The sequence below is a fragment of the Pseudosulfitobacter koreensis genome (assembly GCF_024733015.1).
Classification (GTDB): Bacteria; Pseudomonadota; Alphaproteobacteria; order Rhodobacterales; family Rhodobacteraceae; genus Pseudosulfitobacter; species Pseudosulfitobacter koreensis.
This window is the reverse complement of sequence record NZ_JANKJG010000001.1, coordinates 325,806-342,049: the sequence shown is the minus strand read 5'-3', so window position 1 is coordinate 342,049 and position 16,244 is coordinate 325,806. Positions and strand designations below refer to the sequence as shown.

General features: G+C 57.2%; 13 protein-coding genes. 6 read left to right on the top strand and 7 right to left on the bottom strand.

Features of this window, described 5'->3' with window-relative positions:
• Positions 1-326 precede the first annotated feature (326 nt).
• Complete coding sequence (locus NTA49_RS01770; RefSeq protein ID WP_258292929.1) at positions 327-1,070, top strand: Stf0 sulfotransferase family protein; 744 nt, start codon at positions 327-329, stop codon at positions 1,068-1,070.
• Positions 1,071-1,392: 322 nt separating this feature from the next.
• On the opposite strand, the gene NTA49_RS01765 is transcribed toward NTA49_RS01770, so the two are convergent.
• Positions 1,393-1,938, bottom strand: coding sequence for a recombinase family protein (locus NTA49_RS01765; protein ID WP_258292928.1), 546 nt, complete (start codon positions 1,936-1,938; stop codon positions 1,393-1,395).
• A 263-nt stretch (positions 1,939-2,201) separates the two neighbouring features.
• Between NTA49_RS01765 and NTA49_RS17145 the strand changes: the two genes are divergently transcribed.
• Complete coding sequence (locus NTA49_RS17145) at positions 2,202-2,495, top strand: tyrosine-type recombinase/integrase (protein WP_332844272.1); 294 nt, start codon at positions 2,202-2,204, stop codon at positions 2,493-2,495.
• A 108-nt stretch (positions 2,496-2,603) separates the two neighbouring features.
• Here the strand turns inward: NTA49_RS17145 and NTA49_RS01760 are convergent, their stop codons facing one another.
• A complete protein-coding gene (locus tag NTA49_RS01760) occupies positions 2,604-3,245 on the bottom strand; it encodes a VPLPA-CTERM sorting domain-containing protein (RefSeq protein ID WP_258292927.1) in 642 nt (213 codons plus the stop codon).
• A 615-nt stretch (positions 3,246-3,860) separates the two neighbouring features.
• Here NTA49_RS01760 and NTA49_RS01755 point away from each other — a divergent pair.
• On the top strand, positions 3,861-4,832 hold the full coding sequence (locus NTA49_RS01755; protein ID WP_258292926.1) for a hypothetical protein: 972 nt from the start codon (positions 3,861-3,863) through the stop codon (positions 4,830-4,832).
• A gap of 306 nt (positions 4,833-5,138) precedes the next feature.
• Entirely contained in the window at positions 5,139-5,705 is a 567-nt protein-coding gene (locus NTA49_RS01750) for a hypothetical protein (RefSeq protein ID WP_258292925.1), read from the top strand.
• 70 nt (positions 5,706-5,775) lie between these two features.
• Here NTA49_RS01750 and NTA49_RS01745 read toward each other — a convergent pair whose 3' ends face one another.
• Together NTA49_RS01745 and NTA49_RS01740 are read right to left on the bottom strand one after the other, a co-directional pair.
• Entirely contained in the window at positions 5,776-7,575 is a 1,800-nt protein-coding gene (locus tag NTA49_RS01745; protein WP_258293192.1) for a TniQ family protein, read from the bottom strand.
• 264 nt (positions 7,576-7,839) lie between these two features.
• Entirely contained in the window at positions 7,840-8,640 is an 801-nt protein-coding gene (locus tag NTA49_RS01740; protein WP_258292924.1) for an HsdM family class I SAM-dependent methyltransferase, read from the bottom strand.
• Positions 8,641-8,780: 140 nt separating this feature from the next.
• On the opposite strand from NTA49_RS01740, the gene NTA49_RS01735 reads away from it, so the two are divergent.
• Positions 8,781-9,467: a transposase gene (locus NTA49_RS01735; protein ID WP_258292923.1), complete on the top strand. Its 687-nt coding sequence runs from the start codon at positions 8,781-8,783 to the stop codon at positions 9,465-9,467.
• A gap of 46 nt (positions 9,468-9,513) precedes the next feature.
• On the opposite strand, the gene NTA49_RS01730 is transcribed toward NTA49_RS01735, so the two are convergent.
• A complete protein-coding gene (locus NTA49_RS01730) occupies positions 9,514-14,754 on the bottom strand; it encodes an NACHT and WD repeat domain-containing protein (RefSeq protein WP_258292922.1) in 5,241 nt (1,746 codons plus the stop codon).
• A 222-nt stretch (positions 14,755-14,976) separates the two neighbouring features.
• Complete coding sequence (locus NTA49_RS01725) at positions 14,977-15,501, bottom strand: TrmH family RNA methyltransferase (protein WP_258292921.1); 525 nt, start codon at positions 15,499-15,501, stop codon at positions 14,977-14,979.
• An 84-nt stretch (positions 15,502-15,585) separates the two neighbouring features.
• Here NTA49_RS01725 and NTA49_RS01720 point away from each other — a divergent pair, with 84 nt between their 5' ends.
• The gene (locus tag NTA49_RS01720) at positions 15,586-16,029 is read left to right on the top strand and encodes a hypothetical protein (RefSeq protein WP_258292920.1); all 444 of its coding nucleotides are present in this window, start codon (positions 15,586-15,588) and stop codon (positions 16,027-16,029) included.
• A gap of 2 nt (positions 16,030-16,031) precedes the next feature.
• Here the strand turns inward: NTA49_RS01720 and NTA49_RS01715 are convergent, their stop codons facing one another.
• Positions 16,032-16,223, bottom strand: coding sequence for a hypothetical protein (locus NTA49_RS01715; protein WP_258292919.1), 192 nt, complete (start codon positions 16,221-16,223; stop codon positions 16,032-16,034).
• Between the last annotated feature and the right edge of the window lie 21 nt (positions 16,224-16,244).

Below are 16,244 nucleotides of genomic sequence, written 5' to 3'. Positions count from 1 at the left end.
CATTTCCGGGAGGCGGCTCTCGCCAATATCCGCTGCCGCGGGATGTGCATCCCGTCTCGCTGGGTTGGATCAGCGGGCAGAACTAAATCGTTTTTGTAATCGACAGAAACGACCGTTCCTGACCGACTCGGTTTCTCGAAAGCAGACCTCGGCGCAGCCGCAGCGAAATGGTGCTTTGTCCGCTTTCCTGATGTAAGTGCTCGGTGCGGCGAAGGTCCAGTTCGAGCCCAGAGTGACCGATGCTGCGCCGCTCTTGAAAGGCTGCTATGAAGCGGCAAAACTGTACGAGCGATCGCGTCATGACAAGTAAACCCTTTCGATCTTACATGATCTGCACCGCCCCACGCAGCGGAAGCACGTTGCTGTGCGGTTTGCTTGCCGCGACAAGCCGTGCGGGAAACCCGGATTCGCACTTTCATTCGTCATCGCTCGACGATTGGCTGGATGACTACGGACTGAAGCAGGCGGATTACGCATCGAGAGAAGAATGCATTCGCACTGTTTTCAAGTGCGCCGTGGCGCGGGGCAAAGGCGGCACAGATATTTTCGGATTACGAATGCAGCGTGGTAGCTTCGACCACTTCATGCAGCAGCTAAGACTGCTCTTTCCAGCCAGCATGAGTGACGTGGAAAGAATTGAGAAAGCATTTGGCACAACTCTTTACGTCCATCTTTCACGCCCCGACCGGTTGGACCAGGCAATCTCGCGTGTGCGTGCGGAACAGACGGGCCTCTGGCATCGCAACGCGGATGGCACAGAGCTGGAACGCCTCGCTCCTCCACAGGAAGCGCGATACGACGCCATCGCCATCAGGCACCACATGGCCTCACTTGCAGTACTGGATGAAGCTTGGGAGCGGTGGTTCGAACAGGAAGCGATAGAGCCCATGCGCATCAATTATAACGCTCTATCAAAAGATCCTAAACGGGTCTTGGCGCAGGTGCTTTCTGAGATGGGCCTTGATCCAACCAAAGCCCAAGCTGTCGAAACGCCAACAGCAAAGCTTGCCGATGCATTGAGCCAAGAGTGGCGAGAACGGTTTGAGAGCGAGAGAGGGAACCAGAGTTGATGTGCAACTCGCGCGAACGGCAAAGCTGACACTCGGTTCGACGCGCTGGGGAGCAGCTAAGTCCGGCAGACTACCAGTTCGCCGCCGCCTCAATTTTGCACACGCAGCGAAAGTCAGGAATGACGGGCCGCACCGCAGCGACGGATAGCTCCGGCGGAGGTCGGCAATGGGCCGGGAGCACCGGTAACCCTACAGCAGCTTGGACTATGCAGTATGCAATTTCTGAGGTCGAGAATGGCAGGTACAGATCGCGGCGAGCCCTCGTTTGAAAGCAACGAGACTCGCCAACCTGCGCAGCAAACGGCAGGTATCTGTGCATTCCTCATTGATGATTAAGTATCCGGTAGACCTGCATCCGCGAGCAACCCACCTCTGCCGCAATCTGGGTGGGCGTCATGCCTCCGTGCTTCAGGGCCAACACACCTTCCCTATCGATCCGCCGCTTACCCCCCTTATAGATGCCATTTGTCTTCGCCCGCTCTATACCGTCGCGCTGGCGATCCTTAATAAACCGGCGTTCCATTTGGGCAACCATGCCCAGCACGGTGATGACAAGGTGCCCCATATCGCCCTGTGTCGACACGTAGGGGTCGAGCACTGTTACAAAGGCCCCTTTTTGTTCGCAGTCGTGAATGATGTTTAGCACATCGCGCGTGTCGCGGCCCAATCGATCAAGGCGGGCAACCATCAACTCATCTCCAGGGCGAAGGAAGTCGATGACTGTTTTGAGCTCTCGGCGCCCGTCCCGGCTGGCACCGGATACCTTTTCAGACCGGATGATTTCACAGCCCTGCGCCTTGAGCTTGGCGAGCTGGACTTCAAGGTCTTGGTCGGTAGTGCTGACCCTTGCATAGCCGATTTTTGTCATGTGTCACCTCAGGGTTTATACCCAAGGCTACGGTGTCACAAATAGTCGTTGTCAACCCAGATGTTACGCTGAATCAGGTGTTTAGGTGACGTCACCGCAGGGTATACCTTGAAGTGACGGCTTGGCGGCGGAGCTAAGGCTGCTAGTGTTCGCCACCTGACCTAAGATTCCCGTTGGAAGCAGGGCAAACTTGGTGCCGCGGACTGTCGCAGGATCACAAGCACTTCTTGGCGTGCCTGCCGACTGATCGCATCCAGTGGATCGTGACACGCACCGGCAAGCCGCGCAGCGTCAAAGGCCTGTCGCAATGGATGAGCCGCATCTCCAGCGAGGCAGGCTTACCGGCACATTGCACAGCACATGGGCTTCGCGCAGCTCGAGCCGCAGCCTTGGCCGAAAGCGGCGCCACAACACACCAAATCGGCGCCTGGACAGGTCACGCCAGCCTGTCCGAAATTGCGCACTACACGCGGGCAGCGGACCAGATCGGCATACTTTCTAGGGGAGAACAAAGAACTTCTAACCTGAAAGCAATCAGGGCTACGCAAGGTGAATAGGTGTCGTGACCCATGTCTTCAACACGTAGTCGTTGCGATTTCAGAAATGAAAGGAACGGCGAGCCCGCGGGTCGCCGTTCGCATTTATGAAGTGTGGAATTCAAGCGATTAAGCGGATTTCTTCTTGCCACGACCCGCCGCCGCCAATCCGCCGATACTGGCAATCAACAACCAAGCGGCAGCAGGAAGTGGTACTGGTGTTGTATAGTCAACTGTCACTCCCTTAAGCTTCCACTCGTCGTTTTCTCCGACGGCACCGAGCAAGAACATTGAACCCGTGTACGTTCCAACGAAATCATATTCGTAATAATGGCTCGATCCGGTGACAATAGCGCCTTCGTCATTCCAAATCGATCCGTTGAGCGTGTATAGCCTGGCTTCATCATTGGAATCCCAATAGCTAAACTTTACTCTATCGAGCGTAACGTCAGGGGAAAACGATAGCTTCAGAAACTCATTCGAGTATTGTCCATCAACTTCGTGGTCACTATCATTCGGCTGATTGAAGTAAATGCCAGAAACACTGCTTCGATCGATCATACCGCTACGGCAATTCGACGCGTTAGGGCCGCTACCATCATCGCAAACGATGCCAGTTACCGATAGGCTGACGTCGCCTACTGAGTAATCCAGCGAGCCTTGATTGGTGGAATTTCCACCAGCTCTCAAATCAAAGTTTGCGGATATCGTCGCAGCAGATGCTGCGCCACCAGCTATCGCAAACGCTGTGGCCAAAATAAACTTATTCATGAATTTCCCTCAAATATTCAGAGTATCAAGCAGGAAGCCGCTTGTTCATGCACTTTAAATGCCAGCTCTTCCTTAATTTAGTCAAGAATTTGTTCAAAATATAACACAAAAAACGCACTTTTATGTGACTACGTTTTTTGACCTTACCATCTTCGGAGCGCCGCACGTAAAGAAATACATTAGAATTAGTCACTTACAATTTGGGAGAAACAATAACTTGGATCGCGCCAATTTGTATACGAAATTGAAATCTGAACAACCTTGACGGGTGGAGGGGCGCAAACTCAACCATAGAGGGAGAATCACTTCTGTAAGGAGTTTCTTTCTTACCGATCGAGCGTACTACCCTCAACTCTACCGAAGCAACCAACACCAACTTGGGACATAAGCATGGCAAATAACCAAACGAATAAATCTAAAGACGTCGTGAGGGTTGGAGATCTATCGCTTAGCTCAACGAAGGATTCCAATCTCTTTCTTCGAGCTCTATGGGCTGTTCTTCGCTCCCGATATGATCAGTTGGGTTGGCTATATACGCCTCGTCGGACAGGCGAAGACAAACGGATATCTTTTGGTTGGATGTCACTCGGGACCACGAGGTCAGGGCAAATCGGGGTGTCGATCGAGTATGAGACGCGCGGGGTTATCCGTAACATCTGTTTTGAGATTGACGATTGCAAAGTGTCTCCCCCAATTGAGCTTGCTAATAGCTTACAGGACTCCGTCGATGAAGCTCTAAAGCTCGTGAAAAACCCTGTTCGACGCAAGCTTGCAGTTTGCGTGGCAACGTCGACTGACGTGCCGCTGGCACCATACCGCGGTCAATATTGGGAGTGCCTTCCAATCAATAATAGTCGAATGGAAATTTCCATCAATGTAGTAGGGTTTGACAAGGCCGACCGCAACCAAGAGTTCGTCGCCCGTCTCGACCAGCTACTAGATGCTTTCGCGTTTATGACGAATGCCTTGTTTACCACGACTGAAAATGTGCCCGCTACGGATAAGCGCGATCTCGACGTCGTCAACGCATACTTGATCGAGGAAGACTGGTTAGACGACTTCAGCATTGAAGGTGGGCAGCTGCGCTTAGCCCGTAGTCAGGTTGAATACTGTGATCGATTGGTTGCCGACAAAATTGAAGACGAGCAATCGATTAAGGCGGCGCGCCTATTTCATGGCGGGCTTCGTCTGTCGAAACAGGGCGCGACGAACAATGATATCGTAGGGACATTATTTGTTTCTGCGATTGAAGCCATAAGCCTTTCGCGCGCGGAAAAGGAAACATGCGAAACTTGCAGCCAACCAATTTTTAGTATTTCTCAACGTGTTTCGGAAGTAGCCGATAAGCACCTCGGAGCGCACATCGCTAAAATATTTAAACAAGATTACTACTCTAATCGCTCGAATTTTTTACATACGGGTCACGTCCGAGCATCTCAACCGATGCTGGGCAATTGTTTCCCTCAACTCGATCCAAGTGGTGTCGAAGGCTGTTTGGTACCGGCACCCTTTGGTAATTCAAAGAACCTTCTTGAATTCACTAGCTTCATCCTTCGTCGAGAGATCGAGATTATGGCGGGCTCATAGCGGCCCTTCTTTCAATCCAACGACAGGAACGTTCCGAAGTCTAGAAATTCTCTGACGTCGAGATTGTAGTACTGCAGCGAATGTCCGGTATCACGAACCGCACCGCAGCATGGCCAAGGATGGATGAACGGCAGCTCAGGGCCGATCGATGCGGTGGGCACTGCCTGGTAAGTCAGGGCGGTACTCCATCGATAGTGACAAGATCGTAACGTCCCCCCACGCTGCGACGCACACGGGCAGATCCTGTTTTCAAGTCTGGCATCGCTGTGCTCTAGTCTGCCGGGCAGCCTCGAAAGGAATACCGCGATGGCCGACAACAAGAATACATCGGCAGAGGCCCTGAACAGGCAGGTCGCCATGGCCATACAGCGCATCGCCGCAAGTGAGGACGCGAAGTCCCTTCGCAATCTGCACGAGAATATCCAGCGCCATCCGGATCTCGACGACATCCGCAAGGAAGAACTGACAGAAGCCCTCATGCAACGCCTGAGGGTGGTGTCACCTGCATTGGCGACTCGTCTCGGCGGCCCCAAGGCTTCGCTAGGCCGGGAATATCTGCAGTCTGTATTCAACCGGGTTTCCGATCGCTTCGATCTCTCCGGAAACCAAGTCGGACAGGGAGTAAAGACCGGTGGTTTCATGATAAACGGAACCAGGCACGTCGATGTCTACCTCTCCTACAAAACATCTGACAGGCGGAATCTTGGTTTTGCGTGGATCCAAGAGACCGTTGAAAGCGAGCCGTTTCTCGAGCTTAAACTGAGAGACCTTAGTGATAGCGGCGCAGCAGAAACTCCGAGGGAAACCTTCACCGATCAGGAGTTGGCTGCGACCAGGTTCGAAGAGGAATTGGATCGCCTTCTTGGGCAGTAGGTTTGTTTCCGCGGGTTCCGTAAATTAGCTATTGCAGGGCGTTTCATAGGCGATTTCACGATAGTTCCATCTACCATAAGGCTCCTAGGACATCATCCAAAAGGTAGACGGGTCCGAAATCTTGGCCTTCTGGCGCGAAGCGGGAAATACCTGCATCCCGAAGCCTCGGTGCAAGCGCCCGGCCATCTGTCTTCTCGCGCATCGATAACAATTTGAGAGTTGTGAACTTTGCGTGGAATGCCGCGATATCGGCATCTGTCACGTATAAGCCCTTTCGGCGTGTCTCAGGATTGAATAGCTCGGTCGCAGTTACGTGACCGGCATTAAAAAGATCGGTCATTTCGCCACTCTGATGCAATCCTACGTCTCGTGCAAATGCACTAAGGGTTATATGTTTAGGGCCCTTTGCGCGCAACTTCTCGATCTGGCTTTGTCGCACATAGACTGAAGCGTATCCGATCAGGCCCGGTTGTCGTCCAACCTGGACCAGACCGCGCCGCGCCGCGTCAATGGCGTCTTTGACATCAACGCGTGCGCGCCCAGCAGCAAGACCCAGAGGCAGCCAGTCCGTGTCATCGGCATCCACGGTGACGGCATGCTTGGCAAGTTCTTCAAGTAGAGCATCAGCATCGGCGGTGTCCCATTGCAGGTTTGCGACCGATTGAGGAAGAACCGGGCTAAGGATTTTCTGACGTATAAAGGTCTCGAACTGATGGGGTGATACCCCAAGTCGTTTTCTCATTTCCTTCGCAACGACCAAGCGTTTGGCTTGCGCGAGGATTGGATTTGCAGACGTGGCGTCAAATGTCAGGCCGGCGTCGGTACGATCATCCACGGGATCGATAACCCCTTTTTGCTCCAAAAACCGTCGGGTAAAGTGTGTGGACTTTCCAATTTCTTTCGCTGCAGTCAACACAGAGTAAAGCCGCGGCGTGGTGAGACTCTTTCCCAAAATAGGCTCACCAGCCGGAATGGCCCAATTATTGAAGATGACCTCGCGCATGAGGTCGCGATAAGGATCGCATCGCGGATCGTTCGCCATGTCCCATGTCAACCATACGTACAGTCGACCAAACGCCCTCTGTGGGCTATATTGCGATCCTTTAACGCTGCTTGCCAAATCATCGAAAGTTTTGGTCAAAGCCTCCGGGCCCTTGCGTGCGCATTCAAACCCGACTTCTCGTGGCGGCCGACTTCTGGAAGATGATTCCGGTATGAGGCGCTCCATCTCGGCACCCAGAAGCAGGCAGAACCGAGCTGCCGTATCAATGGCGTGCGTTGCCAGCCAACTTAGGTCTGTCCCAAATGAAAGGCGGTCGTCCAACCATTGGTCGTAGCTTGTGATCGGCTTGCAGGGCTGATCCAGCCGTTCGGCAACAATGTCATCCGCGATACTATGAAGCCGCGTAGAAAAATCATATCGCGCCAGCGTTTGTGCGATGTTCCATAGCGGAACAAGAGCTTGGCGGTGTTGCAGGCACATATCGACGTACCTCAGCTGCCAGTCGCCTCGCATGGCCATCTGGCCTCGAGGTGGTACCGCGCCAGACTGAATATCTTCCCGAAGACAGGCCGGACACCCCCTGACTATGGGGTTAATCAGGGCGCGAGAGACGAAGTCCTCTCCTCGGAACTGGACCTGCACGCTCGGCGAAGGTTGCGGCGACCAAGACAGCATTTCGGTGAGCGCCGAATTATGAATTCCAAATATCTCTGCAATAGCATTCGTTTGAAGATGATCGAGGTTGATCAACTTTTTGGTGGATAATCCCAGCTCATTACAAAAACCAGACAGCGACAAGCCCCGAATACCTGCTGCGCGCGACACGAACGATACAAGTCCTTCACGAGGGTGAGGCTCATGACTTATAGAGTTTGGATAAGGCAGGGATCAGCTCCTGAGTTATAAATGACAACTGAACGTCGTCCGCGGCTGGTAGGCCCCAGATTTCGAGGCTGAACTTGAGGTCGGCCATATAGTGCGCCTGAGTAGTGCGGACAGTTATCAGTTCCGGGCTGGAGCAAGAATGCATAGAAAAGCTTCAGGCCGCAACGATAGGCAGTTGGATACGCGAATTCACTAGGATGAGATACTTTGGTCTCGTAGCGCGGTTCTAGTAAAAAAACGCAAGCCCTATCCCGGACTGACGGCCTCAAAGTTCGCGAGTGCAGAACGAAGGTTCTCCATAATTTCTTCGGCTAGCACTTCCGGTTCCGGTAAGTTGTCCAGATCCGTCATTGACGCGTCGCGAAGCCAAAAGAGATCAAGGCTTGCTTTGTCGCGTCCAAGCAGCTCTTCCCGGTCAAAAGCGCGCCATCGCCCATCTGGCGATTCCTCGCTCCATGTCGCGCTGCGTTCATGGCGGTTGCCGGGGTTGTAGCAGGACACAAAGTCTTCGAGATGCGCGTAGGTAAGGGGTTTCTGCTTCAAAGTGTGATGCACGTTGGTCCGATAATCATAGTACCAGACCTTTGACGTTTGCGGATCGGGACTGGCAGCACGGTTATCGAAAAAGATCACATTTGCCTTAACGCCTTGGGCGTAGAAGATGCCGGTTGGCAGTCGTAAGATCGTGTGCAGGTCTGTCGTCTGGAGTAGCTTGCGCCGGATCGTCTCACCTGCGCCTCCCTCGAAAAGAACGTTATCTGGTACGACAACGGCGGAACGGCCCGTCGTCTTCAGCATCGTTCGGATATGCTGGACGAAGTTCAGCTGCTTGTTCGACGTGGTCGCCCAGAAGTCCTGCCGATTATAGGTAAGATCGTCGGTTTCCTGCTCGCCTTCCGCATTGGTAAAACTCATCGAGCTTTTTTTTCCGAAGGGCGGGTTTGCCAGAACGACATCGAAGGTGTCGGGAGGTGGCGAAATGAGGGCGTCGGCGGGTGATACCAGCGTATCACCTGTCATCTCACCGATCCCGTGCAGGAACATCATGGCGTTCGATGCGTGCAAACGCAATTGGCGTAAGTATCGGATGAGCCCCTGACAACTTCGCCTGGATAGGAAATCCGTCCTTTACCGGCCATCATTTCGTCTCGCTGCCTCGAGGGCCACGCAGATCTGGATCGGCAAATATGGAAGAAACTTCAGTTTGCGGTGAGAACCTCGCTCCATTACTGATCCTGTTCATTCGAACCAAGCGAATGTGCTATCGCCCCCTCATGACGTCAGACCTATTCCCAAACAAGACTCTGGAACGGATACACTGGATTTCACTGTTTCTCGGCCTGCCCGATGCAGGTCTTGATGCCACTTTTCCATCAGAGGCAGCCTGCGAGGCTTGGCTGTATCAGGTTAGGTGGCCAGATGGACCGGTATGTCCGGACTGCTTTGAAACGAACATGCATTTTCTTGATCTGCGAAAAGTTCAGACCTGCCGGAAATGCAAGAAGCAGTTCAGCCTGACATCGGGAACTGACCTGCACGGCATCCACCGGGGCTTGCGGTTCTATTTCGAGCTCGCCGACGAGATCATCCAGTACCGGCAGAGAGGGGCCATGCTGACTTTGCGCGAACTGCAGGACAATCTTGGCATTGCCGCGTGGTCTTCGGCGGCAGAAGCCGCGACCGCCGCAGGAGCAGCCGACGCCGCCGGTGTGGCCACCAGCGCGGCAGCGGAAGCCACGGTCGCCGCCGCAGTCGCAGCGACCACCGAGGTGGCAGTGGACGTTGCCGTGACAGCGACCGCAACGACTGCCGCCGCGGCCTCTGCCGACAGGGCTGCATTCTCGTTGTTCGGTCTGTTCCGGTTGCTGCTCTGATCGCCACGATTGCCGGTGCAGATGTCACCGAGATGCGGCTGGTCTCTCAACGCATCCAGATCAGGGGGACGTAAAAGCCCTCGATGGCCTTCTGCGTCACCGGATCGAGCTTGATCGCCAGAACCTCGCGTCGATTACGGGCGCTCTTCATCAAGCTTTCTTTCACCGAGAACCCGAACGACCGAACCTCGCCTTGTTCGGTGACAAAGCTCATCGACCGCCGGCTTTCCGAATACAGATAAAACGCGAGGTCATCGCGAAAGGATTGAGTGTGAAAAAGCGCCAGCTTGCCGTCACGCATGACCGAAAGCTCGAGCGTGAAGATTGGCGCGTCGTCGTCTCGCAAAACCATGTCTAGCACGTTGCCGAAGCCGGTTCCCGAACTTGTGACGCCTTCGTCCACCCGCAGGGCCAGGGCGGTATCCGAAACCACGCTGGAGCAATCGACGACCGAAAAGGCATCGACTTCGCAGGCTTCGATGGCATCAAGCGGTGCGAGAAGCTTGGCGCTTTTTCTTGCCTGCTCCAGGAGGATCGCGCGCCCGGGGTTCAGGTCGGTCACGTTCAGCACCCGACCCAGCGTTGAAAGGAGCAGTCTGTCCCCGATCAGCAGCCGGGGTTCGTCAGCCGCGTAGGTGGATTTCAGCGCTGTAGACCCGGTCACCGCATCTACCAAAACGAAGGTCTGACCCGCGGTGTTCAGGGCGATGATCGCCTTTGCGTTGGCGCTGAGCCTTGTATGCCCCCCGCTTACGTCAAAGAAAGCCCGGGGTGTCCCGTTTGCCGATATGATGACCCCGGTCTCTGCGTCCTGAGCGCCGGCGACGACCGCGAATTCGCCCGAACTGCCAAGTGCCGCGATGCTTTGGACCCCCCCGCCGACATTGTAGATCTCTTTAATCTCTGCAGTGCGCGTATCGATGGTCCACACGCCGCCCGATACCGATCCCACGACAAACCTCGTCTCGTCGAGCATCTGTGCCCGTATGTTCTGTTTGGACAGTTCCGGGAAATCAAGTATATGACCGGTTTGCAGATCGACATGGCGGCCACCTTCACCGGGCACGCTCAGAAAAAGCGATTGGCCGTCCTGTGAAAGGACAGCCGTCCCGATGTTGCTGCTCTGGGGGCGTAGATCCGTCAGTTGAATGACAATGGGTCCCCCCTTGAGGGTATCCGACATCAATACGCCAAAATCAGCGCCGTGGACGAAACTGCCCGTACCCCCGGCAAAGACCTCGACCGATGTCGGGGCAGCAAGGTCGGCGACCGGCCTTGCATCGGTGCCGTCGGGCCGCACACTTTGGACTTTTCCATCTTCCGTGGCGATCAACAGCCGGTCGATGTGCCATTGGATGTGAACGATTGCGGACCCCGGACCCCAAGGGTGATCACAGGCACCCGCGCTTGTGTCGCAAAGCTGCACGCGGTCCGCCGACCAAAGCAAAAGACGGCTTTCATCCGGGGAAAATGCTGCGGAACGCGGGATTAGTTCGAGGGTCAGCTCGGTCCGGCGCATGCCCTCGCTCAGCCCGATCAACTGGAGCGTGTTGGTCTCGTTCAGCAAAGCCACCCGATCCTGAACCGGCCCGACGATCACCTCCGTAATGGTTCCCGTCATCGTGGTGCGTTCGGTCAGGACCGGGTCAGGGGTCCAGCGCCAAAGCTTTGCGGCGGGTTCATCCGCCCAGCTCAGCAGGGTCGACGCACCACTGGCGAGACCGCGCACCGACCCAGCATGCGTGATGCGGCCAATTTCATGCCCGGTCCCCATCACCCAAAATCGAAGCGTCCCGTCCTGTCCGCCGCTGATGGCGATATTGTCGGACGTATTGAGCAACCGCGCCGGGCTGTCATGCAAAGTCTGGCCTGTCGTATCGATAACGAGTTCCGGGCGTTCAGGATCGCCGCCCCGTGACACGGATCTTTCCTCGACGCTCAATACGACCACCCTGCCGCTGGAAGATGCGGCCAGCAACTGACCATCGGCGCCGGTGCTCGTCAGCGTTTCGACGGCACCGTCGAGCGTGATGACCCCTTTCCGCACGCCGTCCTCTGAGATTGCGTGAACTTGGTTGGTGCGTGTCGCCCAGGCGAGCCACGCGCGTCCCGGTATGCGATCGACAAACGACAGGTTTTCCTGATTCGTGACCAAAGGGGTTTCTTGCCCGGTCCGAACATCGACACGCCGGATTTCTTCTGCTGTCCAGAAAAAGACGGCGTCGGATCCTTCCAGATAGACCATGCCAAGGATGGCTTCTTCCATGGCGACATCGGCCCGCAAGGTGCCGTCGGACCGCCCGATGACCCCCCGACCGCTGCCGGACCACGCCGCCCAGTCCCCCTCATCTCCGATGAAACGGCCCGCATCGAACCGGGGCGATGTGTCGTTCGCTTCTGTCGTGACGGCGTCCAGGTTCGGCAGATCCAGCAACGTCACCCCGCCATTCAGAACAAGGGCGCGATCTTGATCTTCGGCTATCGCAAGCGCGCGCACGGTGTCGGAGCTTTCAAATTTCCCGAGTGTGCGCCCATCTGCGGCTGACGTAGCGATCACGTCCCCGCCCACCCCGAACGACACCATCGACCGACCCTCATCGAACGCCACGACGCCAAGAACGACGGCGGCGTGAGAAACGTCCGCTATGCGGTCGCCGGTTTCGACGTTCCACAAAGTGACATCGGGGGACAGGCCGTAGGTCGCGAACCGTGTGTCATCGTCCAGTATCTGCCCACCCAAAACGGGTCCCTCATGGTTCAGGACGTGGCGCTGGCCTGCGGTGGCGGTGTCCCAGATCCGTGCTGTCCCATCGAGCGACCAGGTCAGCGCCCGTGATCCGTCCGTCGTAACAAGACCGCCCTGCACCGTTCCTTCATGACCGCGCAACGTGGCCAGAGGCACGGCATACCCAAAACTCGCGGACAGGTTTGCCGCCGCAAGTGCGGCAGAGCTGAGCGGAACATCGGGCCAGTCATCCCCGGCAGGCCCCGCCGAAGCGACCGCCAGCGTCAGGGCGCGGTCATAGGCGCGGGAGTCGAGCGCATCGAATGCCTCCGACGCGAGTTGCTGGCTCTTGGATTGCTGGAGCGCGCGCAGATGCGTTTCCGCTGACGACAGGGCCTGCGTGGTGCGCGCGCTTTCGGCTTCGGCAAGGGCGGCGGCGTCTCTGGCAAGGTCGCCCTTCTTGAGGGCGTCATTGAAGGACCAAAGCGCAAAGACGGAGACCACAGCAAATATCAACGCCGCAGCCCGTGTAAGTCGCTGCGTTCTGCGGGCGCGCAGGCCGGAGGCTTCGACATAGGCGATGGTCTTTGTCGGTATCTCCTCGGAATAGGTGGCCACCAGGTCTTCGGCCTCGGCAAGGCGAAGGCCCGCGGGCAGCAGCAGATCGCGACGCTGCCCGGCGGTGCGCCAGTCGGCCTCGGCCTGTTCGAGCGCCGCGCGGACCCGCAAGAAACGCTCGGCGGCGTCGACCACCGTTCGGGCGCGCGGCCAGCTTGTCAGGACTCTTTCATGGCTCAGGCGCACGCTTTGCGCGTCCTGAATAAGTATCCGGGCCGAGGTCAGCCGGGCGGCGAGGCGTTGGGTCGCCGGATCCTGCGCAACGATGCCAAGCGGGACGCTGCGCAACACGGGGTTGGCGACGCCGCCAAAGTCGGTCAGGGCCCGAATCAGACGGGGCAGCGCCTTGCGAGCGCTCTCGTCGACCTGCGCGAACGCGGCCTCTGCCTGCTGCCCGATCGCGCCACCGATGCCGCCCAGGGCATCGTAGTCTTCGAGCGAAAGCGTCAGGTCACCACCGCCCGTCTTTTCTGCGCGGCTTTGTGCCATGATGAAAAGCTGTTCGAGGGTGAATTGCAAAAGCGGCAGAGCGGCCGCCCCTTCGGTCTCGCGGAGGAGCCTGTCGTCCAGCGGAACACCATCGGGCCCGATTTCGAAGGCAAGGCCGGCCGCACGGGCCGGGGCGCGGACGATCTCTGCAAGCGAATCCGCGCCGGGGCTTGCCAGGCTCAGCCGCGCACCGGAATCGATCAGCCGCAGAAGGATTTCATGCTCAAGCGCCTTGGCCAGTTGATCGGCCCGCAACGTCGCCACGATCAGCGCCTGCGGCCTGTCGGCAAGTCTTGAAAGCACTTCGGCAAAACTGTCCCGTTCATCTGTCGCGATCTGCGATGCAAAAAGCTCTTCCAGTTGGTCGATCAGAATGACGACCTCGACACCGGGGCGCTGTTCAAGACCCCGGACGTCGGCCAGATGCGCGGCGCGGCGATCGCAGGCCCGCATGATCGGGGCCGGGTCACCCGTCCTGAGGAGGTGGGACGCAAGGGCGCCGGCCGTGGTGAAATCGCCGCTGGCCAGTTCTGTCGCCAGATCGGAATCGAACAACGCGGTCGCCAATGCCATCACCGGGCTGGCATCGCCGTTGCCCGGTTGGAGGGCGATGGCGATCCTGTCTGGATTGAGGTCGCTCAGACGCGGCAGTAGGCCCGCGCGTGCAAGCGAGGATTTTCCGGATCCGCTCGCTCCCTCGATCAGAAGGAACCGGTTGCCCTGTTCGCTTGTGTCGGCAAGACGTTCGCGTGCGCGTTCGATGTCCGTGCCGCGCCCGAAAAAGACGTCGCGATGCGACACATCGAACGCCTTGAGGCCGCGGTACGGAGACCCGCGATCCTCGACCCGCCAACTGACGGGGTTATCGGACACGCGGTGGTCGGTGATCCATTTGCGTAGATGCTGCTCTATCCGCTCTTCGAATTCCGATGTCGTTTCGAAAGAGGTGAATGCGGCCGAGAAGCCGTCGGTTTCGTTGACGAACCAGCGGCTGATGAAGTCGTTCAGCACGCGCAATTGGCTCAGCCGCTTTTCGTAGGCATCTATCTGGTCGGGCGGGACGGCAGGCGGCCCGGCCAGCTTGCGATACACAAAGATGTCCGGATTTTCGGAGCCTTCACTGCGGCGGTGGTCGATCGCCGTCAGTAATTCGAATGCGGTGCCCGAGGGATAGGGCGTCTTTCGGTCGATACGGCGGGGAAAGTCCGGCGGGAGCGCCGACCCGATGCGGGACCATAGAATGCCGACCACGATGTCGAATTCGGTGACGTCCGGGATCTGCTCCTGAAAGCCGGTGTGGGCCGAAAAATAGGTGTCGGCCTCATATCGGTAGACCTCCAGCTTGAGGGGGGCGAACCGGCCATTCAGACGGGCCGCCACACGTTCTACCGCGGCGCGTTCCGCCGAGACGTCGCTGGGTGACGACAGAAAAATGCGCACGGATGTCTCGCTCAATGAACCTGCCTATCCCAAGTTTCATGTTCCGACCCTTGCCTCAGACTGCCGTATTCGATGTGTTCTTGCCAACCAAAAAGGCGAAAGCGCCACGGTGGCCGGTGGGATTGCCCGTTCCGAACCGGCGCGGTTCGCACTCTCCGTTCCTCGAAGCGGTCGCATTCTTGTTGAGGTGGAGAAGCAGACGATTCAAACGCGCGAAGTCCTTGACGCTTGCGTCAATCAGCTGCCGAGGTCCGTTCTGGAAGCGTAAATCGCGTGAGCGATGATCGCTGCCGTGGCCGCGACATTGAGGCTGGTCGAGCCATCATTGACCACCCCGTCTGAGCGATCCGGGTCGATGGGCGATTTCGATTTGGGCTTTGGCAGGTATCTTTTCGGGACCGGCACCCAAACCGTCGCATCCGCGTTGGTTTCGATCTGTTTCAGGATGCCGTCATACTCGTTTCCGAAAACGATGCAGTCGTCCGGCTGCCAGACGAAGGCACCCAAAGGGGTTGCGGTCCCGTCGGCCGCGGTGGTGATGACGCGCCCCTGCGCGCGATCCAGACATGTACTCAGGTCCGGCGACACGAACGGGGGGCGGCGCCCGAAACTGCCGCAGCCAAAGTCCGCGACCCAGTCGAGGTTGCCCCCCTGCATAACATTCGTGGGGTCATAGATCGTGACACCGTGGCCGAAGACTTCGGCGGTTCGCAGAATCATTCCGATGTTGATCGGGGACTGTAGGGAGGCGAGCAAGAACATGATGGACTTTACGAGGCTGGCGTATAGAATTTCAGGGAAGATTAAGGGGTTTTATACTCGACAGCCATGGAAAGGTACATTGTGTTGCCGCGATCCACACAGCCCCTTTCGGACGATGCGCACAGCGCCGAAGGACGTCTGCTGTTCCGTAAGGATGACTTTTCGATGCAAATGACGATCGACGGCGACCCCCTGTTCTGGTGGCGCATGGAAGAGGCCGGTACCGGAAAGGTGCGGTTCACCGACTTCAACGCGGGGGGGCAGGGCGACAATCTGGCGGTCGCTTGCCTCAGGAGGTTGTTGGAAAGCCGCGAGGTGGATGGAAGGGTTTCGGTCGAATTCATCGACGTGGTCCCGCAGGATCTTGAGCCCACGCAACATAGAATCCAGGCAACGCAGCGGATTGCGCTGCTGGACCGCTGGGTAACCGCCGCCGCGACGCAAATGGGTCGGACGTCGTCTGAGCTTGAGTTGTTCGAAGAGCGGGGCAAGATCTGCGCAAGGACAAAGATCGAGGTGCCGGAATGATCCTAGTCGGATGTCTCAACGCGTCGGTTGAAGTTGTCCAGCATGCGTTGGTCGCTCATCCCGCGCAGCATTCTGACGGTTTTCACGACGGTATTGAGGTCCAGGAACGGCAGCGGGAGCACCTCACCGCTTTGCGGCGCTTCTGTCGGTTCCTTCTCGTCGAGCGGCTCAGGCGGGGAAGTGAGGTGCGCCATCGGGGATATGATACTTCTTAA

Bases quoted from the DNA above. Each gene is read 5' to 3' on its own strand.
- NTA49_RS01735 (WP_258292923.1), top strand. From the start codon at position 8,781: ATGGAAGAAACTTCAGTTTGCGGTGAGAACCTCGCTCCATTACTGATC.
- NTA49_RS01740 (WP_258292924.1), bottom strand. From the start codon at position 8,640: ATGATGTTCCTGCACGGGATCGGTGAGATGACAGGTGATACGCTGGTA.
- NTA49_RS01770 (WP_258292929.1), top strand. From the start codon at position 327: ATGATCTGCACCGCCCCACGCAGCGGAAGCACGTTGCTGTGCGGTTTG.
- NTA49_RS01725 (WP_258292921.1), bottom strand. From the start codon at position 15,501: ATGTTCTTGCTCGCCTCCCTACAGTCCCCGATCAACATCGGAATGATT.
- NTA49_RS01760 (WP_258292927.1), bottom strand. From the start codon at position 3,245: ATGAATAAGTTTATTTTGGCCACAGCGTTTGCGATAGCTGGTGGCGCA.
- NTA49_RS01750 (WP_258292925.1), top strand. From the start codon at position 5,139: ATGGCCGACAACAAGAATACATCGGCAGAGGCCCTGAACAGGCAGGTC.
- NTA49_RS01765 (WP_258292928.1), bottom strand. From the start codon at position 1,938: ATGACAAAAATCGGCTATGCAAGGGTCAGCACTACCGACCAAGACCTT.
- NTA49_RS01715 (WP_258292919.1), bottom strand. From the start codon at position 16,223: ATGGCGCACCTCACTTCCCCGCCTGAGCCGCTCGACGAGAAGGAACCG.